Source organism: Streptomyces sp. NPDC054834 (assembly GCF_053611185.1).
The window spans coordinates 63455-87798 of the sequence record NZ_JBSGZV010000015.1 but is presented as its reverse complement, the minus strand read 5'-3'; the positions used below and the strand labels follow the sequence as shown (position 1 = coordinate 87798).

The window sequence follows — 24344 nt, the reverse complement described above, 5'->3', positions numbered from 1 at the left end:
AGGGCCTGCTGCGTCCGAGTGGCGAAGGGGACGTCCACATCTGGCCGCGCTGCCCGCGGCACAGCGGGAGGAGGAGTCCGCACATCCAGCTGGTGGGGAGATCGGGGCATCGCGCTCCTGTACGCCCGACCTCACGCGCATACGCTCCTGGATCGCCGACACCTACGCGCTGGTCCCCTGCGAATCGGAAGGGGAAGCCATCGACTGGGAGGCCTTCTTCGAACGCGTCCTGCATGACGGAAACGACGAGGCCCGCGGGGGGGCGCACGCTAAGCGCTCCGCTGCAAGTGCCGTGATGTGCCGTCGTTCGGCTGCGGCGCCGTCGAACCTGGTCGCGCAGTTCCCCGCGCCCCTTTGGGGCACTGCCGAACCGCAGCCGACTTCGCTCGACACGCTTAGAGCGCGCCCCCGCTCTGCCCGGCATGCGCGCTGGGCGCCGCCAGCGGCCGGCACCGGGCACCGCTCCGTCCCCTGTACCGCTTCGCGAAGTCCCGCGGCCACGGCCTCCCGTCCCCGCGCTAACGTGGCCTGGACCACCCGCAAGGGCAGCATGTCCGCAGGTGGCGAGGGCGAACACGGACGGGACGGTGGCAGGTGGCACAGGACGGGTATCGGCTCATCGGGCGGCACACCGAGCTCGCGCGACTGGAGCAGGTGCTGGCGGCTCCCGCGCACTACGCGTTCGCCGTACTCCGCGGTGAAGCCGGTACGGGCAAGAGCACGCTGCTCCAAGCCGCCGTGACCCTGGCCGACGAGGCGGGCTTTCGCGTCGTGAGCGCCTCCGGTGTCGAGGCGGAGGCCCAGTTGCCGTTCGCCGGACTGCACCAGCTGCTCCTACCGCTTCTCCCCTACGGCGCCCGGTTGCCCGACGCACCCCGCTCGGTCCTGGAACAGGTCGCGGGGCTGCGCACGGGGGCGGCGCCGGGCGTGGCGGAGGTCGGCGGCGCGATGCTCTCCCTCATCGCCGCGGCAGCCGACGACCGGCACCTGTTCTTCGCGGTCGACGACGCGCACTGGTTCGACACGGAAAGCGCCCGTGTCTGCGCCTTCGTCATGCGCCGGGCCGGGGCGGTCGGCGGCCGGGGCGTGCTCACCGTACGGGCGGACATACCGTCTGCGTTCGACGACACCGGGCTCGAGGAGATCGAGATCGGAGCGCTGGGCGGGCAGGAGGCGGCCGCGCTGCTGGAGCGCACGGGCAGCCATCTGGACCCGCTCGCCCGCGAGCGGGTGCTGCACTGGGCCGAGGGCAACCCGCTCGCACTCGTCGAGCTCTCGAAGACAGCGGGACGCGTGCCCGCCTCCCTGTCCGGGCAGGCAGCTCCGCTGCCCCTCACGCGACGGCTGGAGAGCCTGTACGGGCACCGGATCTCCGAACTGACTCCCTCCGCACAGCATGCTCTGCTGCTCGCCGCCCTCGACGGCCTGTCCTCGGTGGCCGGGCCACGCCGCCCGGCACTGGAGCGGCGGCTGGGCGATGTCGACGAGGCGATCGGCCGCGGACTCCTGGTGGTCGACCCGGTCACCGGCCAGCTCGGCTTCCGGCACCCGCTCGTGCGTTCCGCGGTCGTCCAGCTCGCCACGCCCAACCGCCGAAGGGCGGCCCACGCCGAACTCGCCGAGCTCTATCCGGACGACCAGGAGCGGCGGGCGCACCACCTCGCCGAGGCGACGGTGGACCCCGACGACAAGGTGGCCGCGCTGCTGGAACGGGCCGCCGAGGCGGCGACCAGGCGCGGAGCCTCGTCCGTCGCGGTGAGCTGGCTGGAGCGGGCCGCGCAGCTCAGCGAGAGACCGGACCAGCGCTCCCGGCGGCTGGCCGAGGCGGCCTTCGTCGCCGGGCAGTCGGCCCAGCTCGAACGGGCGCAACAGCTGTCGGAGATCGCGGGCGCAGGCACCGCCGAAACCGGCACGATCATCGTCGAGTGCTACGCGGCCCTGTACCGGGACGGCGAAGTACGCACCACGCACCGGAAGGTCGTCGGCGCCCTGGAACGGCTGGACCCCGTGCGGGACAAGCCGGTGGTGGAGCGACTGATCAACCTCTTGCTGGTCATCTCCCTCTTCGCGGCCGACACCGCCACCTGGAAGATCACCGAGTCCTGTGTGGACCGCTTCTGCGACCCGGCCGAACCCGGAGGTTCGGCCAGCCTCCTCTACCGCGACACGTGGGGCGACGTGGTCCGCCGGGGCGCCGACGGCGTGGAGCGGCTGCGCCAGGAGTTCGTCCGCGCCACGGCCGACCGGCCGTGGGATGCCATGCGCCTGCTGGTCACCGCCTACTACCTCGACGCACTCGACGAGTTCCGCGGCCCGCTCACCCGCATGGTCGCCCGGGAGCAGGAGGCGGGCGCCGCCGGGAACGCCATGACGTTGCTTCAGGTCGTGATGCTGGACCACATGGGTGCGGGCCGCTGGGCGGACGCCGAGCAGACGGGCCGCCGCGGTCTGGAGCTGACCGCCCGGCACGGCTACACACTCTTCGCCCATCAGTTCCGCGCCTTTCTCGCGATGGTCGCGGCCTGCCGCGGCGACACCGACACCGCGGACGGTCAGCGCAGGGCGGTGGAGGCATGGGCCGGGCCACGCGGAATCGGGTACCTGACCCAGTACGCGGATGCCGTCGGCATGATGGCGGCGCTGGCTCGCTCGGACCATGCGACCGCGTACCGCTTCGCCACCCGCATCACGGCACCCGGCGAGTTCGCGCCCCACATCCAGCAGGCGCCGCGCACACTGCTGGATTTCGTCGAAGCAGCCGTACGCAGCGGACACCTCGACGAGGCCCACCGCCACGCGCAGGCAGCCCTCGCCGCCGGGCTGCCCGCCCTCTCCCCCCGACTGGCGCTCGTCACAGCGGCGGCCCAGGCCATGACGGCACAGGACCAGGCAGCCGGCCTGTACGAGCACGCTCTCGCAACTCCGGGTGCCGCCCTGTTCCCGTTCGAGACCGCCCGCATCCGCCTCGCCTACGGTGAGCGACTGCGCCGCGACCACGAGACGAGGGCGGCGCGGGAGCAGCTTGAGGAGGCCCTGCGGGTCCTCATGGAGCTGGGTGCGCTCCCGTGGGCCGAACGGGCCCGTGCGGAGCTCGCCGCCGCCGGGGCCGCCTTCGGCGCCAGGGGCGAGGGATGGCAGACGCTGACCGTGCAGGAGCGGCAGATCGCACAGCTCGCGGCGACGGGACTGACGAACAAGGAGATCGGCGCGAAGCTTTTCCTGTCACCCCGTACGGTCAGCTCCCACCTGTACCGCATCTTCCCCAAACTGGGGATCACCAGCCGCGCCGCACTGCGCGACGCCCTCGACGCCGGCACACGCGCCGCCCAGCCCGACGAGGGGTGACGTCGCCTGACGCCCTCCCGCGGCCTGCCCCGCGCACCCGCCGGAGGTGCCTACCCATGGAGGGGCCGACGCCGAGACGCGCGGGTACACCGAGCGCGTGGTCGTTCAGTCATGCCCCAACCCCACGGTTTGCGTCATCTGACTGAGCCGACCGGGATGACGCTGAGGGCACCTTGGAGAGCACCACAGGAGACCGCAGCAGGCGGTCCTCCGTCCCAAGGAGGCTCTCATGACGGATCAGCGCACCCCCGTCGTCCTGATCCACGGGCTGTGGCTGCATTCCTCCTCCTGGCATCCCTGGGTGGAGCTGCTGCACGCCGAGGGGTTCGCCCCGCTCGCGCCCGGCTGGCCCGGCGAACCGGACAGCGTGCCCGGCGCGCGGTCGCGTCCGCAGGCCGTGGCCAGGGCCGGTATCGACGACGTCACCGAGCACTACGCGTCCCTCATCAAGGCGCTGCCTGTCCAGCCCGTGCTGATCGGACACTCCTTCGGCGGTCTGATCGCCCAGAAACTGCTCGGTCTGGGGCTCGGGCGGGCCGCGGTGGCGATCGATCCGGCGCCGGTCAAGGGCGTCAGGCCGCTGCCGTTCACGCAGCTGCGCTCGGCCTCCCCTGTTCTCCGTAACCCGGCCAACCGGTCCCGGGCGGTCTCCCTCACAGCGGCGCAGTTCCACTACGCGTTCGGCAACGCGATCCCGCGGCAGGAGTCCGACGCCCTGTTCGAGGCGTACGCCGTCCCCGCCCCGGGCCGCCCCCTGTTCGAAGCGGCGTTCGCCAACTTCACCCGGCAGTCACCGGCCGCCGTCGACACCGGCAACACCCGCCGTGGCCCCTTGCTGCTGATGTCCGGCCAGCGGGATCACACCGTGCCGGACGTCGTCACCCGCGCCGCCTACAAGCTGTACGGCGACTCGACGGCGACGACCGACCTCAAGCAGTTCCCGGACCGCGGCCACTCCCTGGTCGTCGACCAGGGCTGGTCGGCCGTCGCTGACTGCGCGCTGGGCTGGCTGGCGCGCAATGGCATCACCGGCCGGTCCACCGCCGGCCTGTGACCGTAGGGCTGCGCCCGCTGTTTCACCCCATCGAACCCCGTTCACCACCGCACATCGAACAAGCAAGGAAGACCATCATGGACCTGCACCTCAAGGACAAGACCGTCGTCGTCACCGGCGCGAGCCGCGGCATCGGACTGGCCGTCACCCGGGCCTTCGTCGACGAAGGCGCCCGCGTCGTGGCCGGCGCCCGCACCACCAGCCCCGAACTCGCCGAACTCGCCGCTACCGGAGCAGTGAGCCCGGTGACCGCCGACCTGGCCACAGCGGAGGGCGTGAACACCCTCATCGAGAGCGCTGTGGAACAGTTCGGGGGCATCGACGTCCTGGTCAACAACGTCGGCGTGGCCCAGCCGCGTCTCGGCGGCTTCGCTTCCGTCACCGACGAACAGTGGCTTGAGACCCTGAACATCAACCTGCTGAGCGCGGTGCGCGCCTCCCGCGCGGCTCTTCCCGCGCTGCTCGCCTCACGCGGTTCGATCGTCACGATCAGCTCGGTCAACGCCTTCCTGCCCGACCCTGGCGTCATCGACTACACGGCCTCCAAGGCCGCCCTGACCAACTTCTCCAAGGCTCTGTCCAAGGAAGTGTCCCCGCAGGGCGTACGCGTCAACACCATCGCGCCCGGCCCGGTGAGCACCGACCTGTGGACAGGTCCCGGCGGCATGGCCGACACCATCGCGACCGCCATGGGCGTCGAACCGCAGGAAGCCGTGGACCAGGCGATCAACAGCCTGGGCGGCTTCGCCACCGGTCGCTTCACGCGCCCCGACGAGGTCGCCGACCTCGTACTGATGCTCGCCGGCGACCGCGCCGCCAACATCACCGGTGCCGACTTCACCATCGACGGCGGCCTCATCAAGACCCTCTGATCGACTCACCGCACCGCCTGCGCCCGCTCACCTCACCCGGTGGGCGGGCGCAGGCATGGCTCCGACCCTGCCCAGGCGGCCCGGCCCGACACGCGCTCGCACCCGTCCACGACCGCACAACGCGTTCGGGTCAATACTGGCCGCATGCGCGTCGGGGCAGTCCACGAGGCCGGTGAACGGGTCACAGCGTGCGATGCGCAGTTGGCGGCCCACGCGGACGTCGTCCGCGACGACGGCAAGTGTGTGAACAAGTGCCGCAAACCACCTGAGCTGCGGTTGGTCATACCCGGACGACTAGGCAGTCCCTCCGTCTTTCCACAGCTGCTGGGGCTCGTCGCTGTTGCAGGTGGTCACCATCACCTGCTTGGCACCGCCGTACGCCGGGGAGGCGATCTCCAGGCAGTGCCCGGTCTCGGTGTTCTTCAGGGTCTTGCCGGCCGCGGTCGTGCTCCCGATACGCCAGTGTTGGTAGCCGGTGCCTCCGACGCCGCCGCACGCTTCCAACTGGGTCTCATAGTTGTTGTCGAAGGGCGCCGACAGGCATTTTCCGCTCGCGCGGTTGACCAGCTCGAACGTGCCGCCGCTGGAGGGGCGCAACGTCCAGGTGTAGGCGTCGCTGGAGGTGCAGGTGCCGGAGTCGGGGTAGACGGAGCCGTCGCCGGACACGCACTGATCGGCGGAGACGTTCCGGAGGCGCGACACTGACCCCGGGGAGAGTGTGGTGTCCCCGGATTCCGTGGACGGCGGCGGCCCCGTCTCGGGGGTGTCCGCCGTACCGGTCCGCACCGGCTGAGCCACGGCCTTCGCGGAGCCGGATGCCCGCGCGGCCGAAGCCGAGGCCTTGGCCTGGGCCTGGGCCGAGGGGGAGCCGGTGGCGGACGACGGCCGGGAAGGCGACGGTGACACGGAGGACGACGGAGCCGGGGAGGACCGTTTCGGGCCGGACGGGGACGAGTCCGGCGGGAGAATGATGGCCGTGATCGTCCCGCCCGCCACGACGACGGGCACGACCAGCAGGCGCCAGCGGCGTGCACGCTGCTTGCGGATGTAGGTGACCTGTTCGGCGTGACCGACCGCCACTCCCCCATGAGAGGCGGTGATGCGCGGCGCTCGGCTGTCACCGGCGGCGCCGAAGCCCGCCGTGTGCAGCAGTGTTGAGAAGAAGGCGCTGCGGCTGCGGCGCTGTGGACCTGACGGGCCGGGGGCGGTCAGTCCTGGGGCGCCCCCGGCTTCGGAGGGTCCACGCGCACGTCTCCGTTGATCACACCGGCGGCCACCCCTCCGCGTGTGGCCTCGATGATCACGTCGCGGCCCGCCGCGAAACCACCTGCGCCGGCCGAAGCGCTGGGGCCGTACTGCCGGACATGCTCGACCAAAGCCCGCAGTTCCCCGACGGCCTCGTCCCTTTCGGGTTCCGGCAGATCCTGGAGCAGGTCCGTGAAACGCGTTTCCCAGGACAGGGACTGTGCGACGCGTACCCGTTCCAGCACTCCCTGCTCGTCTTCGTCGGATGCCCGTGCGAGATCGGCGGCAGTCTGGTCGAGGCGCTGCAATACCGCTTCTTCCCGTTGCCCGCCTCGCCCCAGGAGCCCGGCCACTGTTGTTCTGGTCCCGATCCAGGCATCGGTGCCGACCGCCGTCACGACCGCCGTTCCCCCCGAAGCGGCAAGCCCGACCAAGATTTCCGACAACATCCAGATCCCCTATGACCAGTTGACTGACGCACCTTCAGCCACGCCATTCAACACGCCTCGTCGGGTGGAGAGGGAACGAATCCGACAACCGACCGGGGAGACTGCGCGGCCCGCCCCTCCTGAGAGGACTCCGCACAAGCGGATCAAATCGCCACGCCCCTGCGGGCACCAGTCCGCACCGGCGAGCTCGCCGCACCGGAGGTATTTCCGGCGCCGCGCCGGCAGACGCTGATGCCGCAGGCGTACGTACGGAGCAGCGCCCCAGGCATGACGGTGAACCCCTTGTCGGCAGAGCGCGCGGCACGCGTTCGGGCGGGGTGATGACATCCATGTCGAGCGTGATGGGGATGACCGCAGGACTTCTGCAGGAGCTGGGTCCGGAGCCTGGGCAGCGGGTGCTGGATGTCGGCAGATCGGCGCTCCGGAGGAGGGCTCCTGCCGTGCAGCACCCGTCACAGTGACGGCGCGACTCTGGCGAGCCAGTCGTCGAATGTGGTCCAGGAGATCGCGGGGTACGCCTCGTGCAGTGCCGCGATGTCGACGGCATAGCCCTCTTCGTTGAGGAACGCCCACATGGCGACCATGTCGTCGCTGGACCGACGCCGCAGGTCCAGCTGAGTGTGCACCGCCTCGACCGGCCACGCCAGCGAGCGGGTGAGGGCCGAGGCCATGCGGGCGGGCGAGGGTGCGTCGGAAGCGACCTCGATTCGCCGCCTCAGGTGCACGGCACGGTTGTTGACCACTGCGGCGACCACGGCTCCGAGGTCCTGGCGGGCGGCCTGCTGAAGCGGGCGGTCGACCGGGTACGGCAGGACCAGTCGCCCGGCCCGCAGATTCTCCACGTCCCCAAGCATGTTGTCGTAGAAGTATGTCGGGGCGACGATGGTCCAGTCGTCGCTCTCCTGCCGCAGGGCCTGCTCGATCAGGTACTTGCTCTCGAAGTGGGGAACCCCGCTGGACCTGTCGGCGGAGGCCACCGAGGAGAGCACCAGGTGCGGCAGCTCCACCTGTCGGGCCGCCGCGATGACGGTGAGCCCCTGCTCCACCTCGGCCTGCGGGCCTTCCTCGAACGGTGTCGTCACTGCGAATGCGGCGTCCATGCCGTCAAATGCAGCGACCATCGAGGGAACGTCCCGCAGATCACCGTGGACCACCTCCGCACCCAGCTCCTCCAGGGCATGGGCGCGGCGTCCGTCCGGGTTGCGGACCACGGCACGAACACGCTGTCCGGAATCCAGCAGACTGCTCACCACCGCACCCCCCTGACCACCGGTGGCTCCGAGCACCGCTACGTGCATGGCACCCACCCTCTCGGAAGGATCACGTCGTTCGGTTCCGACTCCCCGCGAACTGCTCACAGCCGTGTGACGGACAGGCACGGGTCGGTGATCCCGTGCGGACAGGCGAGGGCGTCGACGTCCCATCCGGCGCGGCGGGCGCCGGCGAGATAGGCGCTCTCGTAGAAGGCCAGGACCGCCCCCTTCGGGTCGGCCTGACCGCGCGCGTCGTCGTAGCGCAGCACAGCCAGGTGACTGCCCGCGCGGGGGACCCACTCGGCCGCGGCGGGTGTGAGCGGCTCGTGGGTCAGGTGCGCCGGCTCGGGCGCGGTGTAGGAGTAGAAGGCGGGCTCGGCCGAGCCGGCGTCGCCGAACCAGAAGCCGAAGCTGATGACCTCGCGTGAATAGGCTTCACGGGTGACCCGATCGACCTGCGGCGACTGGTCGACATGTTTGTCGGAGAACCGGGTGCAGGCGATGTCGAAGGTGTGCCAGAAATGGTGCACCGCGCTGACCTTGCCCGAGAACCCGGCTGCGAACTCCTCGAGCAGCAAGGCCACCTGGCTCAGCACCTGCCAGTAGCGGTTCGCCCAGACGGGATCGTATGCGGCGTGCTCGACGTCCTCGGCGAACGGCCGTGCCGCATCGGGCAGATCGAACGGATGGGGAAGCGCGATCTCGACACCGACGCCCAGCGCGGCCAGGGCTTCCAGAGTCAGGCGATGGAAGGAGGCGACCGACTGGCCGAGCAGGGAGAAGGCGACCGTGCGGCCTTCCAATGTGGTGACCACCAGTTGGTGATCGACGAAGTCGAAGTCGATGGTGAAGATCTGTGTTCCGTCCACCTGACCCATCGGGCGCGTCGTGATGCCGCGTCCCGTGAGGTGGAAGGCGACGTTCCACCAATGGTTGCGCCGGGGACTCGCAGCGAGGCGGATCTTGCCGACGACCTGCGTGAACCGGTGGATGGTCTCCTTGGTGTCACGCCATTCGGCAAGTGGCATAGGAGGAAACATCTGCTGAGTTCCTTCGCCTGCGGTTCTGGTGAAACCTGCGGTTCTGGTGAGACTGGCCCCGGCCGGAACGTAGAAGATCACCGGCAGGCTGGCGTCGGCGCCGACCGGTTCGACGATGCGGACTCGGACATCGCCGGCACCGTGACCGGCGTCTCGGCTACGTCCGACACGACGACGGGAGCCGCCTGCATGTAGTCCGGCACCTGTCGAGCGCGGTCCACACCGAACTCGTGGAGGACAGGTGGCTTCGCCGTCGCATCGGCGATCTCCTGGGCTGCCGCTTCGAGAACGGGTGCGGTCATGATGGTTCCCCTGCCTTCGCCTGCGGTTTGTCCCTGTGCCCGGTCGGGACATCGCCGTCACGGGCGCGTGGGGCGGCCTCCTCTTACAGCCTGACGCCCGGACCGGGCCATCGCACGCCGAGCCCCGGCCCTGCGGGCGCATTCAGCGGAGCCCACGCCGGAGCGGGCAATGCGATCACGGAGCATCCGGACGAGCACGGGCACAACGGGGAGGGGACGGGTGACCTGGCATCTCGACGCACCCCACCGCTGCGTGCTCTCCCGCCCCATTGTGTTGCGCCTTGTGCCCCTTTACTGTTCGGCTTTGCCTGAGTCTGTTTGATACTGATTGCTCAGGCGGTATGGAGGCCGCAGTGCGGAGTAATCGGATCGATTCGAAAGCTGCGAGACCCGGTCGCCGTCGGTGGTGGAGGGCGGTCCTCGCGACGGCCGCGACCATCGCCCTGGGCACGGGCATGACCGCGCCCGCCACGGCGCGGGACGTCGGCGGGCAGGCAACCGCCGCCGCGTCCGCCGCCGGTCCACGGGCACACACCGTGAGTCTCGACGGCTACTCGTTCCTCGTCGACGGCAAGCGCACCTACCTGTGGTCCGGCGAGTTCCACTACTTCCGGCTCCCGAGTCCGGACCTGTGGCGCGACATCTTCCAGAAGATGAAGGCCGCCGGGTTCAACTCCACGTCGCTGTACTTCGACTGGGGATACCACTCGCCGAAGCCGGGTGTGTACGACTTCAGCGGAGTGCGTGACGTCGACAAGCTGCTCGACCTGGCCCAGGAGGCCGGGCTCTACGTGATCGCACGCCCGGCGCCGTACATCAACGCGGAGGTCGACGGCGGCGGCCTGCCCGGCTGGATGACCACCGAGGCCGGGCACAACCGCAGTGACGATCCGCAGTTCCTGAAGTACGCGGACGAGTGGCTGACCCGGATCGACCGGATCATCGCCCGCCATCAACTGACCAACGGCACCGGGTCGGTCATCGCCTACCAGGTGGAGAACGAGTACTACAACGGCTCGGACGCCGGCCGCTCCTACATGAAGCACCTGGAGGACAAGGCCCGCGCCGACGGCATCACGGTGCCGCTGACCGGCAACAACAACGGCACCTTCAACTCCGGTACCGGCGCCCTGGACGTCGACGGACCGGACTCCTACCCGCAGGGCTTCAACTGCTCGAACCCCTCGAAGTGGAACGGCGTACCCGACATCAGCTACGACCACCCGGACGGCAAGCCGCTGTACTCGCCGGAGTTCCAGGGTGGTGCCTTCGACCCCTGGGGCGGGCCGGGCTACGACAAGTGCGCCCAGCTGATCAACGACCAGTTCGCCGACGTGTTCTACAAGCAGAACATAGCCGTCGGCGCCACCGCGCAGAGCTTCTACATGACCTACGGCGGCACCAACTGGGGCTGGCTCGGCATGCCGGAGAACTACACCTCCTACGACTACGGGGCCGCGATCCGCGAGAACCGCCAGCTAGATCCGAAGTACTACGAGGACAAGCTGATCGGGTACTTCACGCAGGCGGTCGCCCCGCTGACCAGGACCGCGGCGATCAGGGCCACGCCGCCGGACGACTCCGCGGTCGTCGACACCGCCCGGATGAACCCCGACACCAGGACGCAGTTCCACGTCCTGCGGCACGGGAACTCCACGTCCACGGCGGTCGACAAGACCCACATCTCGCTGGACTTCGACGCCCAGCCGTCCGCGGACACCACCTACACCTGGGACGACCCCGACTCCGCGCTGAAGTACACCGGTTCGTGGTCGCACGTGGCCGACACGAGCTACACCGGCGGCGACTACAAGCACACCGAGTCGTTCTCCAACAAGGCCGATGACTCGGTCACCGTCCCCTTCGACGGCACCGCGATCCGATGGATCGGCTCGAAGACCAACAACCACGGCTACGCCGACGTCTACCTCGACGGCACCAAGGTGGCGACGGTCGACGACTCCGGCAGCGAGAACCAGGCGGTGCTCTTCCAGAAGACCGGCCTGGCGGCCGGGGCACACACGCTGAAGATCGTCGTCGACGGGAACCACAGCTCGGGATCCACGGACAACTACGTGTCCATCGACGCCATCGACGTGCCGACGGGCGCCGCCGCCGCGGAACCGACCTACCCGGTCGTGCCGCAGCAGCCGGGCACCGCGATCACGCTCGACGGGCGCGACTCACACGTGATCGTGGCGAACTACCGGCTCGGAGACTCGCAGTTGCAGTACTCGACGTCGGAGATCATGACCCACGCGACCATCGGCAACCGGGACGTCGCCGTGCTCTACGGCGACCCGGGCAGCGACGGCGAAACCGTCCTTCGCTACTCCTCCAAGCCCACCGTGACCACCAGCGGCGGCACGGTCACGACCGCCTGGGACGAGGCCACCGGTGACCTGCGGCTGAACTACACGCACAAGGGCCTGATCCGCATCAGCGTCAGCGGCGGCGGAAAGCGCCCGATGCTGCTGCTCGTCGGCGACAAGGCCACGGCGGAGACCTTCTGGCGTGAGGACACGGCGGCCGGCCCGGTGCTCGTGCGCGGCACCCACCTGCTGCGGACGGCGACCGGCCTGGACAGCGGCCACACCGTGGCGCTCACCGGGGACAACGCCGACGACAAGAACATCGAGGTGTTCACCTCCGCCGACCACGTCACCTGGAACGGCAGGACATTGGACACCCAGGCCACCGACAAGGGAAGCCTCACCGGGAAGATCCCGGTGGCTGCCCCGGTACACCTGCCGACGCTGACGAACTGGAAGCATGCCGAGGAGTCCCCCGAAGCGGCCCCCCGCTTCGACGACTCCAGCTGGCAGGTGGCCGACAAGACGACCACCAACAGCGTCTCCGGCGTCAACTCGCTGCCGGTGCTCTACGCGGACGACTACGGTTTCCACACCGGCAACACCTGGTACCGCGGCCGCTTCCGCGCCACCGGCAAGGAGACCGGCATCCACCTGGTCTCGGACTCCGGCGGCAACGCCCAGGCGTTCTCCGCCTGGCTCAACGGCACCTTCCTGGGCAGCTCCACCACAGGCAGCGCCGACTTCACCTTCCCGGCCGGTTCGGTGAAGTCCAAGGAGTCCAAGGGCGACAACGTCGTCTCCGTGCTCACCGTGAACATGGGGCACGAGGAGGACTACAACTCGACCAACGGCAACAAGGCCGCGCGCGGTCTGACCAGCGCCTCCCTCGTCGGGGCGCCGCTGACCTCGGTCACCTGGCGGCTTCAGGGCGTACGAGGCGGCGAGGACCCGCAGGACACGGTGCGCGGCCCGCTCTCGACGGGCGGCCTGTACGGGGAGCGGGCCGGCTGGTCCCTGCCGGGCTACCCGGACGGCGACTGGAAGCGGGTGTCCCTGCCGGCGAACGACACCCGTCCCGGGGTCTCCTGGTACCGCACCGACGTCAACCTGGACCTGCCGCACGGCCAGGACACCTCGCTCGGGCTGACGTTCACCGACGACCCGTCACGCAAGTACCGTGCCACGATCTTCGTGAACGGCTGGCAGGTCGGCAACTACGTCAACTACCTCGGCCCGCAGCGCACCTTCCCGGTGCCCGACGGGATCCTGGATCCGAACGGCCGGAACAGCATCGCCATCGCCGTGTGGAACCTGGACGGCAGCACCGGCGGGCTCGGCAAGGTCTCGCTCACCGACTACGGCAGTTACGCCTCGTCCCTGCACGTCGCGCAGAACGACAGCCCCCGCTACGACCACAAGAAGTACGCGATGCCGAAGCGCCCGGGAGCGGAGGTCACCCTGGACGTGCCGGACACCGCTCAGTCAGCACAGGCCTTCACGGCCGAGGCGACGGTGCGGGTGCCGAAGGACAGACCATCCGCCTCCCGGCTGACGGCCTCCCTCTCCGCGCCCGACGGCTGGAGCGTGAGTGCCACGGGCCCCACGTCGGTCAAGCGCCTGCGACCAGGCGGATCGGCCACCTTCACCTGGAAGGTCCAGCCGCCGGCCGGGAAGCTGCCATCCGCCTCGGCGCTCACCGCCACGGTGCACTACTCGCAGAACGGACGGCAGGCTGCCGGCGCTGACGAGCGCATCGTCGGCGGTATTCCGCCGGCTCCGCCGGCCGGGAAGAGCGCTGTGAGCGACCTGCCGTTCTTGTCGTCCACGAACGGGTGGGGGCCGGTGGAGCGTGACAGCAGCGTCGGCGAGCAGGCGGCCGGGGACGGCCGTCCGATCGGTATCGCCGGCGTCGGCTACGCCAAGGGCCTGGGCACCAACGCGGTCAGCGACGTCGAGCTCTACCTCGCCGGAAAGTGTTCGCGGTTGACGGCGGACGTCGGTGTCGACGACGAGACAGGTGGTGCGGGAACGGTGACGTTCTCCGTGATCGCCGACGGCAAGACCTTGGTGACCACGCCGACGCTCCGCGGCAAACAGGCCGCGGTGCCGATCGACGTCGACGTCAGCGACGCCCAGGTGGTCGACCTCAAGGTCGGTGACGCCGGCGACGGCAACGGAAACGACCACGGTGACTGGGCGATGCCGACGCTGACGTGCGGCTAGTGCTGTGACCGGACAGGTTCACCGGTTCCCGCCCGGGGGCGGATCCTTGAGGGTCCGCCACCGGGCTGACGGGGCAGGAGGGACAGAAATCGCAGCAGATCGTGCGCCGGTGCAGCTCCAGCGCGGGGCGCTGCCGGCCACCACCCGTCCGGTCGAGCTCGGCAAGCTGCTGACGGCAGCCCGGACGCGAAGGCCCGCGCGGCGATCACGACGGCGTTCGCCTGTGTGGATGCCGCATCGATGACGTGGGCCGGCACCGACGGCAAGGGCGACATCATGGACCTGTACGACGAGTGCCTGGCCGCGGTGCGTGGCTGACCCGCAGCGACCAGCCGGCCCCGAAACCACACCCGTGCCGGATGGCAGCCATGCCGAACGTCGATCGCAGAACGGTCTCTTGCTGCCGGATGGCCGGGGGTGGTGCCGGCCGCGGCTGGCAGAATCACAGCGTTCGATCGCGCGACCGGGGCGGGCGTGACCGACGCGCACGCCCGCTTCCTTCCGCTCGCCGTCCCTCCGCAAGGAACAAGAAAGGCACATGCCGTGGCACACCTGCTTCCCAGGCCCTTACGCACCACCGTCCCCGCCATGGTGCTACTCGTCGGCGCCCTGGGTGTGCTCCCGGGTCCCGCACAGGCCGCGGCCCGGGACGAGGCACTGGGCACGTACAACCAGAGCCGCGGCACCGTCTCCCTCACCGGCCGGCAGTACGGCACCACCGCCGCCGACATCGACGCCGTACTGGTCACGGGCGGCACCTTCACTCTGGGCGACTCCACGGTCACCAAGTCCGGCGACACCACAGACCTCGGCAACAGCCGCATCTACGGCCAGAACGCCGCGGTGCTCGCCGAGTACGGCGCCGCGATCAATCTTTCCGGCAGCGAGGTCGTCACGGACGGGAAGGGCGCCGGCGGGGTCTTCGTCACCAACGACGGCTCGACCCTGTCCGTGACGGGCGGCCGTGTCACCACCTCCGGCAGCTACTCCAACGCCGCCGACGCCAATCTCGGCGCCACGATGAGCCTGCGGGGCGTCGAACTCGCCACGACCGGGGAGCAGTCCGCCGCCGCGGCGGCCACGCTGGCCGACGCCCGGCTCACCCTCACCGGCGGCACCGCCACCGCCACCGGCCCTTCATCGCCCGCCCTCGCCTCCACCGGAACGCTCACCGCCTCCGGCACCACGATCGGCTCGGCAGACGACTACGCGGCCACCGTGGACGGCGCCAACACCCTCACCCTCGACCATGTGACCGCCACCGGCGCGGCAGGCGGCGTCAGGGCCTTCAACAGCGCCGGCGGCACGCTGCGCGGCTCCGCGACGGTGACCGTCCGGGGCGGTTCGCTGGACGCGGGCGGCGGCGACGCCTTCGACGTCGACGGCACCAACGCGACCCTCACCGTCCAGGACGGCGCGGCGATCACCGCCGGCGGCCGTCTCCTCACCGTGCTGAACGGCGGCACGGCCACCCTCACCGCGGTCGGCGAGACGCTGACCGGAGACGTACGCGCCACGGGTGGCGGCAATGCCTCGGTCGCCCTCACGGGAGGAACGGCCCTGTCCGGCAGCGCGACCGGTACGGCACTGGCCCTTGACGCCGGCAGCAGCTGGAACGTCACCGCCGACTCCGCGATCACCGCCTTCTCCGACCCCGGCGGCATCTCCGGCGACACCATCGCCAACATCATCGGAAACGGTCACACTGTCACGTACGACCCCGCTCTCAGCGCGAACGACGACCTGGACGGCCGCACGTACGCCTTGCAGGGCGGAGGCTCACTGCGCCCCGCCTCGTGACCGGGCAGAGCCCCGCGGCGACATCCAGCCCCGCCGGGAGGTTGGCATCACCTCGGCGAAGAAGCGTCGTCTCAGCGCAGTACGGCCGCCAGCAGGTCGGTGCCCAGGGCCGTCAGGTCGGGGAGATCGCCGGCTTCCTCGCGGCCACCTCACTGGGACACGGCTGGGGCGCCCCGGCCGTCGCCGCGGTGTCCGTGATCTGCACCATCGGCGAGATCATCTGTGCCGGCAGCGCCACCGCACTCGTCACCGTCCTCGCCCCGGCCCATGTCCTGGGACGCGCTCCCGCCCGCTTCGAGCTCTCCACGGGCTTCGGTGTCGCCGTCTCCCCGGCGGTCATCACCGCTCTGGCGCCCCACGGCTCGGCCGCCCGCTGGGGCAGCCTCGCCGCCGCGACGCTCCTGTTCGCCGGCGCGGTCGCCACCGAGAAGGATCAGGGAACGCGGCTCAGCGGTCGCTGCCACCCGGCGCGAGCGGGCTCGTGAGCTCGGAGTGAGTGACCTCGGCACTCTCAGGCGGTGGCCTGGGCCGGGCCGAGGTAGGCGACGGTGGTCTGTCCGGCGTGTGCGGCCAGGAGCGCCTGGAGTTCGTCGGCCGCGACCTTGAGGAGGTCGCCGTCGCGGGTGGCGTCGAGGGTTTCGAGGAGGAAGGCGACGTGCGTGGAGTCCTCGGTGACGCGGGTGCGGTGGGCGTCGCGGTGGTTCCAGTGGCGGGTCAGCACGCCGGTGGTGTCCGCGTAGATGATCTCGCCGGGCTTGGGATTCTCCACGGTGCCGGGTTCGCCGAGCGGGGTGAAGGACTCGGTGCCGTCCGCGTGGCGGATGTCGACGTCGCCGGTGACGTGGTCCAGGTCGAAGGCGCCGGCGGGCAGGCCGTGGCGGACGGAGACGGCGTTGTAGGAGTCGACGGCCGGGTTGATGCGCGGCAGGGTGCCCTTCTTGGCGAGGCGGCGGCCGAGGGCGTCGACGCTGGGCCGGACGCGGCGGGGGTTGGTGCCGAAGGAGCGGTAGGCGGTGTGCCAGGCCTCGATGCGGGGGTCGGTCTCGTCGGCGGGGTGCCAGGTGCCGTCGGCGAGTTGCTGCTCCAGTTCCGTCAGCGCGGCGGCGGTGTGCGGCCAGGGCTCGTGGCCGTGCAGGCCGGTGGCGGTGACCAGGGCGATGAGGGTGTCGGGGAAGGCCGCTGCGACGGCGGGGGCGAGGCGGAAGGCGGGCATGGGCGGGGTTTCCGTTTCCTGGGTGCGGGCGGTGAGTACCGGGGTCAGGGCTTCCAGGGGCCGACGCGGTCCAGGCGGCGGAGCTGCTGGCGGGCGGTGGGCACGTCCAGGCCCCGGCCGCGCGCGGTGAGGCGGTCGGCGACGGCGGTGCGGTGTTCGACCGGCTTGTGGTCGTCGTACTTGAACTTGGCCAGCACGTCGGTGACTTCCAGGCGCAGTCCGCGGATTCCGGACAGCATCCGGCCGTAGGGCGGCTGGTCGACCGCGACGGGGGCGTGGTCGCCGTCGGGCTGGAAGTGGGTCAGCTGGCGGCGCAGCAGCTCGGCCTTGGCCTCGGGGTCGTCGACGATGTGGGCGCGGCAGCTGAACTGGACGGCCGCGTAGTAGCTGGTGGGCACGCCGTCCGTGGGCGGGGTGCCGGGCTTGGCGCGCCAGGGGCCGGGGACGAAGGCGTAGTCGCCGATGACGGTGAAGGTGACGTTCGGGTCGTGCTCGATCGCCGTCCAGGCCGGGTTCGGCCGGGCGAGGTGGACGAGGAGGTCGCGGTCGTCACAGGAGAAGTGGGTGGGGACGACGGTGGGCGGCCGGCCGGGCAGGCCGTTGACGCTCAGCTGCCCGAAGTCGTGGCCGTCGGCTATCCAGGTCTGCCATTCGGCCTCGTCGAGGCTGGTGTCCCAGGGCTGTATGAACACGCGGTTCTCCTTGTGCGGTCGAGGTCACGGTCGCGGCCGGGGCGTGGGCCGCGCGGCCGCCGGGGCCGGCTCAGGTCAGGGCGAGGAGGCCGACGGCCACAGCGGCGGTGCCCAGGCCGACGAGCTGGCCGCGCTGGATGCGTTCGGCGAGCACGCCGCGGGCGAGCAGGACGGTGCCGGCCGGGTAGAGCGCGGTGATCACGGCGACCACGGTCAGGTCCCCGCCGCGGGCGGCGAGCAGGAACAGCAGGTTGGCCAGCGAGTCCAGTACGCCCGCGGCCGCCGACATCGTGTACGCGGGCCGCTCGGCGCCCAGCCTGCGGTGCAGCAGCCCCGCCGCGGCCAGAGTGACCGCCGAGGCGACGGCCCGGCCGGTGATCAGCGGCGCCACTCCGCTGTCGGACGGCGCCTGGTGCAGGCAGATCAGCTGAAGGGCGATGGCGGTACCCGCGCCGAAGGCCAGCAGCAGCGCCGTACGCGACGGGCGGCCGGCGCCCGCGCCGTGTCCGGCGCTGACCAGCACCACCGCGGCCAGCGCGAGGGGCAGGCCCACCAGTCCGGCAGCGGTCAGCCGCTCACCCTGGAGCAGTCCGACGCCGACGGGCAGCGCGGCGGATACCAGCGCGGTCACGGGCGACAGCACGTTCATCGGGCCGATCGCCAGGGTGCGGTAGAGCAGGGCGAACGCGGCGGCCGAGGCGATCCCGGACGCGGCGCCCCAGGCGAGAGCGCCGGCGCTGAAGGAAGCGCCGAGCACCGGCCACAGCAGCAGCTCGACCGCGAGACTGGCCGGGGCCGCGACCATCACGGTGCGCAGCACATGGGCCTTGCGGGCGCCGAGGCCGCCGAGGAAGTCGGCGCATCCGTAGGCGAGTGAGCTGCCCAGGGCCAGCAGCAGAGCGATCACAGCACATCCCTTATCATCAGTGGAACGACTAGACCGTACAACGCAACGACCGGCCGATGTCAACCGAACGACCGCGCGGTGCATCGAAGCGGCCCACGGACAAGGCCGGCCAGGATGGAGCTCACATGCCCGAGACGGCCGCGGCCCTGCGGACGGTCGCGCACAACGTCCGGGCGGCCCGCACCCGCGCGGGCCTGTCCCTGGACGAGCTCGGTCGGCGCGCCCAGGTCAGCAAGGGGGCTCTGGTGGCGCTGGAGAAGGCCCAGGGCAATCCCAACCTGGCCACCCTGGTCCGGCTGGCCGACACCCTGGGCATCTCGGTGTCCGCGCTGATGCAGGGACCGTCCGACGGCCGGGTCCGGGTCGTGTCCGCCGACGCCCTCGCACCCCTGTGGACCGGAGAGCGGGGCAGCGAGGCCAGGCTCATGCTGACGACCTCGGGCCCGGCGCCTGTCGAGGTCTGGCGCTGGCGACTGGAACCGGACGAGGAGTACCCGAGCCATCCCCACCAGGCCGGAGTCGTGGAGACCGTCAGCGTCGTCTCCGGCCGGATGACCCTGGTGGTCGACGGTACCGAGCACTCCGTCGAAGCCGGCCAGACCGCCACGTTCGACGGCGACACCCCGCACACCTACCGCGGCGCGGGCGGCGAGACCTGCCACCTGATCATGACGGTCCATCTGCCACCGGGTCCCGCCACCACGGCCTGACCAGGTCTGCGCGGACTCCGTCGGCCGCAGGACTCCGCCGCTCGAAAATAGTAGCCATGTACATAGTAGCCATGTACTGTATCTGTCATGAGCAGCGGTTCCGAAGGAGCCACGCCCGGATTCCTGGTGTGGCGGTTGTCGATGAAGTGGCGGGTCGCGGTCGACCGGGCGGTGGCCCCGCTGGGCCTCACCCACGCCCAGTACTCCCTCGTGGCGTCGCTGTACGGCATGCAGCGCTCGGGGCTGCGGCCCAGTCAGCGCCGGCTCGCCGACCACACCGGCCTGGAACCGCTGTACGTGTCCAAACTGGCGCGCTCCCTGGAGTCCGCCGGGCTGATCGAACGCGCCAGGGACCCCCGCGACCCGCGCGCGGTGCAGCTGGCGCTCACCGAGCAGGGCCACGAGGTCACCGGGCGGGCCATCGAGGTCGTACAGGGGCTGCTGCGGCAACTGCTGGAGCCCCTCGGCGGACTCGGCAGCCCGCGGGCCCGGGAGTTCACCCGCGACCTGGCGACCCTGCTCGACGCACCGCTTGACCCTTTCACCACGAACGGCAACGAGACGGAGCAGTCATGACCACCACCGCACCCGCCGTCGGCCCCCGCGTCATCGCGCTCGCCCACTACGCCTCCCGCGCGGTCCTGGAGCGCACGCTGGCCCCGCACGGCGTCAGCTTCCAGCAGTCCGTCACCCTGCGGCTCGCCGCCGTCGCGGACGGGCCGGTCGAACCGGCCCACCTCGTCGACGGCGTCACCGGCGCCCTGAAGGTGGACGAGGCCGACGTGCGCGGCACGATCGAGGAGCTGATCGCTCTGGGGTTCCTGACCCCCGAGGAGCCGTCCCGCATCCGCATCACGGACGCCGGACGGGAGTTCTACGCCAGGATCTCCGCCGCGACCGGGCCCGTCACCGCCAGGGTCTACGCCGGCATCTCCGAGGAGGACCGGGCCGTCGCGGGCCGCGTGCTCGCCCTGATCACCGAGCGGGCCAACGCCGAGCTGGCCGCCCTGCCCGAATCCCACGTAGTGGAATATTGAACAACAGGGTTCCGTTGTCGGCCTCGAAGGAGGTCACCAGTGGAGTCTCGAGTGGACACGACGTACTACGACCAGGGGACGGCGGCGGAGCGCTGGGAGCGGGCGCGGCTGTTCTTCGACGCCAAGGACTACGCGGGCGCGGCCCGTGTGCTGGCCGGGCTGGTCGAGGAGGTGCCGGAGCAGACCGGTCCCCGGCTGCTGCTGGCACGCTCCTATTACCACTCGGCCCAACTGCACCGGGCTGAGGCCGAGTTGCGCCTCATCGTCGAGCGCGACCCGGTGGAGCACTACGCCCGGCTGATGCTGGGCCGCACGCTCCAGCGGCAGGGGCGGCACGCGGAGGCGGATTCGCATCTGCGGATCGCCTCGGCGCTCGCGGGCGACTTCGAGACCGTCTGAGCAACGCGGGAGGGGCCCGGTTCCGTGCGGAACCGGGCCCTTCGCACGTCAGGCCACGCGGACGGTCCGGCTCACCACCCAGTGATGCCTGCCCAGGCGGCGGGTGCGCGTGAAGCCCTGGCTCTCGAACAGCGACACCGTGCCGTTGTACAGGAAGGACGCGGAGACCGACCGGCCGTCCGCGTCCTCCGGGTAACTCTCCACCGTGCCTCCGCCGAGCCGGGCGATCTCCCCCAGGGCACCTTCGAGAGCGGCGGCCGCGACCCCCTGGCGCCGGTGACCGCGGTGGACGAAGAAGCAGGTGATCCGCCAGTCCGGCAGGGCCGGGGCCCCCTGGAGGTAGGCCCGCTCGTGCTTGATGCGGGGCAGTTCGTCCGTCGGGCCGAACTGGCACCAGCCGACGCAGGTCCCGCCGTCGTAGACCAGGGCGGCGTGGGCGCGGCCCTCGCGGACCCGGCGCTCCTTCTCGGACCGGTTCTGCTCCGGGGTCCTGTCCCGTCCGACCCCCTCGGCATGGAAGGCCATGCACCAGCAGCCGCCCCACACACCCTTGTGCTCCTCGACGAGGCGGGCGAAGTCCGGCCATGTGGCCGCGTCGAGCGGTTTCACCGAGAGCATGGTCGACTCCCAGGATCAGAGCGGCGTCGCCGCGTGCAGGATCAGGAACAGGGTGACCGCCGAGTTCGCCGAGGACATGGCGGAGACCACGGTGCCCACGGCGGCGCCCCAGACGGCGAGGCCCACGGCGGTGAACGCCGGCGGCCAGGTGCGGGCCACGGGTGCGGGGGCCAGCAGGGCTGCCACCCGGCGCGGTACGGGCCCGGTCGCGGCCAGGGCGGCAAAAGCGGGCGCCGTGGTGCCTCGGGAGAGCAGCGCGGCCCTGCCGATCGCGCGGGCGACGGTCCGCCGGTCGCCCACCGCCCGGGCGGCCTCCTCGTCCGCCCAGCGCTCGGCCGTGTAGACGACCGCGGTGCGCAGCGGGCGCAGGAACGGGTTGGCCCGCGCCGCCAGGCGCACGGCGAGGAGGTGGCGGTGGTGGCGGGCGGCGAGGTGGGCGCGTTCGTGCGCGAACAGGGCCCGCCGTTCGGCCGGGGCGAGACCGTCGAGCAGTCCGCTGGTGACGACCACCCGGCCCGGGGTGCCCGGGAGCGCGTAGGCGTAGGGCCTTGTGTCGGTCAGGACGGCGACGGTGGTGCCGGGTGCTCCGGCCAGCGCCCGCCGGGCCCGGCGGGTCACCCGGCGGTGCCGGGCCAGGGTGCGTCCGCAGGCCGCGGCCACCAGGGCCAGGGCGGGGATGGCGGCGCGGCCGGCGATCTCGTCGTGCGGGACGGCCGCCCGTACCTCCGGGTCGGACCAGCCGTCGGGGAGGGGATTGCCGGGCAGCTGGGCGGTGCCGACCACCATCAGCAGGGCCAGGCAGAGCGTGCTGCACACGGCCATGGCGACGGCGACCGCGGTCAGCAGCCGGGTGGCCGTGCGTGGGTGCAGGTGCACCTCGGCGAGCCGGGCGACCGGCCACGCGGAGAGCGGCAGCACCAGCGGCAGGAAGACGAAGACCCCCATGGGGCGTCAGTCTTCCGTACCGCAGGGTCGTTCGGGTGCGGTGTTCCGAGTGTTCACCGAGCCCTGCGCCTCCCGGCCCTCCTGCGCCTCCTGGGCGTCCGCCGCCTCCAGCAGGGCGCGCAGGACCTGTTCGTCGCCGGGCGGCAGGACGGTGACGAAGCTGGCGAGGACGGCCTCGCGGTCCCGTTCGCCGTCGAGGAGGCGGCGCATCCTGAGGGCCGCGAGGCGGGCCACGTCGGCGGTCGGCGTCCATACGAAGGAGCGGCCCCGCCGTTCACGGGAGACGACGTCCTTGGCGAGCAGCCGGGTCAGGATGGTCACGACGGTGGTGTGGGCGAGGTCGCCGCCGAGCCGCTGCCGCACCCAGGCCGCGGTGACCGGTCCCTCCGCCTCGCGCAGCGCGCCGAGGACCTGCCCCTCCAGCTCGCCCTGCCCGCGCCGCCGGGCCCGGCGGTCTTCCCGCGCCATGTCCCGTCTCCCTCCGGCGTCCGCGTGTCGGATCACGCTACTTCACGTCGGCTGCGCTCCCGTACGTCCTGCGCCCACGGCGGTGGGCGATCTCGCCGAGGACGATGTCCACGGCCAGGAAGGCGGCCAGCGGGATGCCGAGCAGCGGGACGAAGTATCCGAGCACGGCGATCGCCGCCATCGCCGGGACCAGGACGTACGGGAGCACCTGCGCCCAGGCACCGCGCGGGATCGGGCGGCCGAAGGCGGAGCCGCGGCCGCGCTGCCACCACATGCGGTAACCCCACAGGATCAGCAGGATCAGGGCGAGCGCGAGCAGCGCCAGCGCGATCTGGTTGACGATCCCGAACAGGATGCCGGTGTGCAGGTCGATGCCCCAGCGGGTCAGCTTGGCGAGCACCGGGTGGTCGTCGAACCGCAGGACGTCGGTGACCTGCCCGGTGGCCGGGTCGACGGCGACCGCGTCCTGCTTCTCCGGCCAACTGCGCTGTACCTGCCGGACCACGTACGCCGTGCTCGCGTCGGCGGGCGGGACGATCTCGACCGGGTCGGTGAGGCCCTTCGCCCGGGCCGCGGCGAGCACCTTGTCGAGGCCGACGCCGTGCTCGGCGTCCCCTCCCGAGGCGGCGGCCGTGCCGTGGCCCGCGTGCTCGCCGCTCGCCGATGCCGAGACCGAGGGGGTGGCCTGGCCGAGGGAGGTGCGCAGTTCGTCGATGTTGGCTCCGGCGTACGTCGACCACGTCAGGCCGGTCGCCGACAGGAAGAAGAAGCCGGCCGCGGCCCACACGCCGACGGTGCCGTGCAGGCCGAGGGTGCGTCGCCGTCCGCTGGTGCCGCGCACCTTGCGCAGGGCACGGCGCCGGGAGAACCACAGCACGAGGCCGCCGCCCGCGATCACCCACAGCCAGCTGGCGGCGAACTCGCTGTAGAGACGGCCGGTGTCGCCGAGGTGCAGGTCGCGGTGGAGTTCGTCGATCCAGGTGCGCAGGGGCAGCGCGCCGGTGGATCCGTACTGTTCGAGCGCGCCGCGCACCTTGGCGGTGTACGGGTCGACGAAGACGGCGAGGGTGTGGTCGGCGTCGACGCCCTCGACGCCGGACAGCAGCACCCTGGTGGTCGCGTCCGCCTCCGGCGAGGGGCGCACGGCGGAGACGGTGCCCTCGGGGTGGGCCTTGCGGGCGGCGGCCACCTGCTCGGAAATGGGCAGCTTGCTCTTGTCGACCGGAACGGTCAGCTCATGGCCGTACACGAGCTTCTCGGCCTGGAACGAGCCCGCGTACAGCAGGCCGGTCACGGCGGCGACCAGCAGGAACGGCGCGACGAGTACGCCCGCGTAGAAGTGCAGACGGAGCATCAGGGGGCGCAGCGGGGCCCAGCGGCTCGGGGAGGGGGCCGGGGCGGGGCGTTGGGGAGCCTCGTCCGTGGTGGTCGAGGGAGCGGTGGACATCGGCGGGGTT

The 24344-nt window shown here is 71.4% G+C and carries 21 protein-coding genes and 1 pseudogene; 10 read left to right on the top strand and 12 right to left on the bottom strand.

The genetic code is table 11. The features are described 5' to 3' along the window. The first annotated feature begins 594 nt into the window (after positions 1 to 594). The 3 genes from ACWGJM_RS21470 (at position 595) to ACWGJM_RS21460 (ending at position 5271) form a co-directional block, all read left to right on the top strand. A complete protein-coding gene (locus ACWGJM_RS21470; protein WP_453413267.1) occupies positions 595 to 3345 on the top strand; it encodes a LuxR C-terminal-related transcriptional regulator in 2751 nt (916 codons plus the stop codon). A 229-nt stretch (positions 3346 to 3574) separates the two neighbouring features. Then, positions 3575 to 4399 (top strand): alpha/beta hydrolase, encoded by an 825-nt coding sequence (locus tag ACWGJM_RS21465; protein WP_453413266.1) that lies wholly within the window; start codon positions 3575 to 3577, stop codon positions 4397 to 4399. Positions 4400 to 4476: 77 nt separating this feature from the next. Beyond that, entirely contained in the window at positions 4477 to 5271 is a 795-nt protein-coding gene (locus tag ACWGJM_RS21460; protein WP_453413265.1) for an oxidoreductase, read from the top strand. 294 nt (positions 5272 to 5565) lie between these two features. On the opposite strand, the gene ACWGJM_RS21455 is transcribed toward ACWGJM_RS21460, so the two are convergent. From ACWGJM_RS21455 to ACWGJM_RS21435, 5 genes are all read right to left on the bottom strand, one after another. Next, positions 5566 to 6351, bottom strand: a complete 786-nt coding sequence (locus ACWGJM_RS21455; RefSeq protein ID WP_453413264.1) for an RICIN domain-containing protein — start codon at positions 6349 to 6351, stop codon at positions 5566 to 5568. Positions 6352 to 6479: 128 nt separating this feature from the next. Beyond that, positions 6480 to 6965 carry a hypothetical protein gene (locus ACWGJM_RS21450; RefSeq protein ID WP_453413263.1) on the bottom strand — a complete coding sequence of 162 codons (486 nt, stop codon included), beginning with the start codon at positions 6963 to 6965 and terminating at the stop codon, positions 6480 to 6482. A 452-nt stretch (positions 6966 to 7417) separates the two neighbouring features. Continuing rightward, on the bottom strand, positions 7418 to 8263 hold the full coding sequence (locus ACWGJM_RS21445) for an NmrA/HSCARG family protein (RefSeq protein WP_453413262.1): 846 nt from the start codon (positions 8261 to 8263) through the stop codon (positions 7418 to 7420). Between the two features lie 56 nt (positions 8264 to 8319). Next, positions 8320 to 9258, bottom strand: a complete 939-nt coding sequence (locus ACWGJM_RS21440; protein WP_453413389.1) for a DUF5996 family protein — start codon at positions 9256 to 9258, stop codon at positions 8320 to 8322. Between the two features lie 77 nt (positions 9259 to 9335). Next, a complete protein-coding gene (locus ACWGJM_RS21435; protein WP_453413261.1) occupies positions 9336 to 9560 on the bottom strand; it encodes a hypothetical protein in 225 nt (74 codons plus the stop codon). Positions 9561 to 10015: 455 nt separating this feature from the next. On the opposite strand from ACWGJM_RS21435, the gene ACWGJM_RS21430 reads away from it, so the two are divergent. The 3 genes and pseudogenes from ACWGJM_RS21430 to ACWGJM_RS21420 all read left to right on the top strand — a co-directional run. Next, on the top strand, positions 10016 to 14098 hold the full coding sequence (locus tag ACWGJM_RS21430) for a beta-galactosidase (RefSeq protein ID WP_453413260.1): 4083 nt from the start codon (positions 10016 to 10018) through the stop codon (positions 14096 to 14098). A 588-nt stretch (positions 14099 to 14686) separates the two neighbouring features. Continuing rightward, positions 14687 to 15898, top strand: coding sequence for a hypothetical protein (locus tag ACWGJM_RS21425; RefSeq protein ID WP_453413259.1), 1212 nt, complete (start codon positions 14687 to 14689; stop codon positions 15896 to 15898). Positions 15899 to 16026: 128 nt separating this feature from the next. Next, positions 16027 to 16383 (top strand): annotated as a pseudogene (locus ACWGJM_RS21420) (MFS transporter); the annotation flags it as partial. A 26-nt stretch (positions 16384 to 16409) separates the two neighbouring features. Here ACWGJM_RS21420 and ACWGJM_RS21415 read toward each other — a convergent pair. The 3 genes from ACWGJM_RS21415 to ACWGJM_RS21405 form a co-directional block, all read right to left on the bottom strand. After that, complete coding sequence (locus ACWGJM_RS21415) at positions 16410 to 17111, bottom strand: B3/B4 domain-containing protein (protein WP_453413258.1); 702 nt, start codon at positions 17109 to 17111, stop codon at positions 16410 to 16412. Between the two features lie 44 nt (positions 17112 to 17155). Then, complete coding sequence (locus ACWGJM_RS21410) at positions 17156 to 17803, bottom strand: FMN-binding negative transcriptional regulator (protein WP_453413257.1); 648 nt, start codon at positions 17801 to 17803, stop codon at positions 17156 to 17158. A 70-nt stretch (positions 17804 to 17873) separates the two neighbouring features. Next, positions 17874 to 18710, bottom strand: coding sequence for an EamA family transporter (locus ACWGJM_RS21405; RefSeq protein ID WP_453413256.1), 837 nt, complete (start codon positions 18708 to 18710; stop codon positions 17874 to 17876). Between the two features lie 125 nt (positions 18711 to 18835). On the opposite strand from ACWGJM_RS21405, the gene ACWGJM_RS21400 reads away from it, so the two are divergent. From ACWGJM_RS21400 to ACWGJM_RS21385, 4 genes are all read left to right on the top strand, one after another. Next, positions 18836 to 19420, top strand: a complete 585-nt coding sequence (locus ACWGJM_RS21400; RefSeq protein WP_453413255.1) for a helix-turn-helix domain-containing protein — start codon at positions 18836 to 18838, stop codon at positions 19418 to 19420. Positions 19421 to 19507: 87 nt separating this feature from the next. Beyond that, positions 19508 to 19996 (top strand): MarR family winged helix-turn-helix transcriptional regulator, encoded by a 489-nt coding sequence (locus tag ACWGJM_RS21395; protein WP_453413254.1) that lies wholly within the window; start codon positions 19508 to 19510, stop codon positions 19994 to 19996. Then, complete coding sequence (locus ACWGJM_RS21390) at positions 19993 to 20457, top strand: MarR family winged helix-turn-helix transcriptional regulator (protein ID WP_453413253.1); 465 nt, start codon at positions 19993 to 19995, stop codon at positions 20455 to 20457. Before ACWGJM_RS21395 ends, ACWGJM_RS21390 begins: the two co-directional genes overlap by 4 nt. 51 nt (positions 20458 to 20508) lie before the next feature. Beyond that, positions 20509 to 20856, top strand: coding sequence for a tetratricopeptide repeat protein (locus ACWGJM_RS21385; protein WP_453413388.1), 348 nt, complete (start codon positions 20509 to 20511; stop codon positions 20854 to 20856). Between the two features lie 48 nt (positions 20857 to 20904). On the opposite strand, the gene ACWGJM_RS21380 is transcribed toward ACWGJM_RS21385, so the two are convergent. From ACWGJM_RS21380 to ACWGJM_RS21365, 4 genes are read right to left on the bottom strand one after another with little or no spacing between them, the layout of a single operon-like run. Then, complete coding sequence (locus ACWGJM_RS21380) at positions 20905 to 21474, bottom strand: GNAT family N-acetyltransferase (protein ID WP_453413252.1); 570 nt, start codon at positions 21472 to 21474, stop codon at positions 20905 to 20907. 15 nt (positions 21475 to 21489) lie between these two features. Next, complete coding sequence (locus ACWGJM_RS21375; RefSeq protein ID WP_453413251.1) at positions 21490 to 22419, bottom strand: M56 family metallopeptidase; 930 nt, start codon at positions 22417 to 22419, stop codon at positions 21490 to 21492. Between the two features lie 6 nt (positions 22420 to 22425). After that, positions 22426 to 22887 (bottom strand): BlaI/MecI/CopY family transcriptional regulator, encoded by a 462-nt coding sequence (locus ACWGJM_RS21370; protein ID WP_453413250.1) that lies wholly within the window; start codon positions 22885 to 22887, stop codon positions 22426 to 22428. 37 nt (positions 22888 to 22924) lie between these two features. Beyond that, positions 22925 to 24334, bottom strand: a complete 1410-nt coding sequence (locus ACWGJM_RS21365; RefSeq protein WP_453413249.1) for a PepSY-associated TM helix domain-containing protein — start codon at positions 24332 to 24334, stop codon at positions 22925 to 22927. Positions 24335 to 24344 lie beyond the last annotated feature (10 nt).

Excerpts from the sequence above, each read along its gene's own strand:
- ACWGJM_RS21465 (WP_453413266.1), top strand. The coding sequence starts at position 3,575 with ATGACGGATCAGCGCACCCCCGTCGTCCTGATCCACGGGCTGTGGCTG.
- ACWGJM_RS21460 (WP_453413265.1), top strand. The coding sequence starts at position 4,477 with ATGGACCTGCACCTCAAGGACAAGACCGTCGTCGTCACCGGCGCGAGC.
- ACWGJM_RS21450 (WP_453413263.1), bottom strand. The coding sequence starts at position 6,965 with ATGTTGTCGGAAATCTTGGTCGGGCTTGCCGCTTCGGGGGGAACGGCG.
- ACWGJM_RS21445 (WP_453413262.1), bottom strand. The coding sequence starts at position 8,263 with ATGCACGTAGCGGTGCTCGGAGCCACCGGTGGTCAGGGGGGTGCGGTG.
- ACWGJM_RS21440 (WP_453413389.1), bottom strand. The coding sequence starts at position 9,258 with ATGTTTCCTCCTATGCCACTTGCCGAATGGCGTGACACCAAGGAGACC.
- ACWGJM_RS21435 (WP_453413261.1), bottom strand. The coding sequence starts at position 9,560 with ATGACCGCACCCGTTCTCGAAGCGGCAGCCCAGGAGATCGCCGATGCG.
- ACWGJM_RS21430 (WP_453413260.1), top strand. The coding sequence starts at position 10,016 with ATGACCGCGCCCGCCACGGCGCGGGACGTCGGCGGGCAGGCAACCGCC.
- ACWGJM_RS21425 (WP_453413259.1), top strand. The coding sequence starts at position 14,687 with ATGGTGCTACTCGTCGGCGCCCTGGGTGTGCTCCCGGGTCCCGCACAG.
- ACWGJM_RS21415 (WP_453413258.1), bottom strand. The coding sequence starts at position 17,111 with ATGCCCGCCTTCCGCCTCGCCCCCGCCGTCGCAGCGGCCTTCCCCGAC.
- ACWGJM_RS21400 (WP_453413255.1), top strand. The coding sequence starts at position 18,836 with ATGCCCGAGACGGCCGCGGCCCTGCGGACGGTCGCGCACAACGTCCGG.
- ACWGJM_RS21395 (WP_453413254.1), top strand. The coding sequence starts at position 19,508 with ATGAGCAGCGGTTCCGAAGGAGCCACGCCCGGATTCCTGGTGTGGCGG.
- ACWGJM_RS21390 (WP_453413253.1), top strand. The coding sequence starts at position 19,993 with ATGACCACCACCGCACCCGCCGTCGGCCCCCGCGTCATCGCGCTCGCC.
- ACWGJM_RS21380 (WP_453413252.1), bottom strand. The coding sequence starts at position 21,474 with ATGCTCTCGGTGAAACCGCTCGACGCGGCCACATGGCCGGACTTCGCC.
- ACWGJM_RS21375 (WP_453413251.1), bottom strand. The coding sequence starts at position 22,419 with ATGGGGGTCTTCGTCTTCCTGCCGCTGGTGCTGCCGCTCTCCGCGTGG.
- ACWGJM_RS21370 (WP_453413250.1), bottom strand. The coding sequence starts at position 22,887 with ATGGCGCGGGAAGACCGCCGGGCCCGGCGGCGCGGGCAGGGCGAGCTG.
- ACWGJM_RS21365 (WP_453413249.1), bottom strand. The coding sequence starts at position 24,334 with ATGTCCACCGCTCCCTCGACCACCACGGACGAGGCTCCCCAACGCCCC.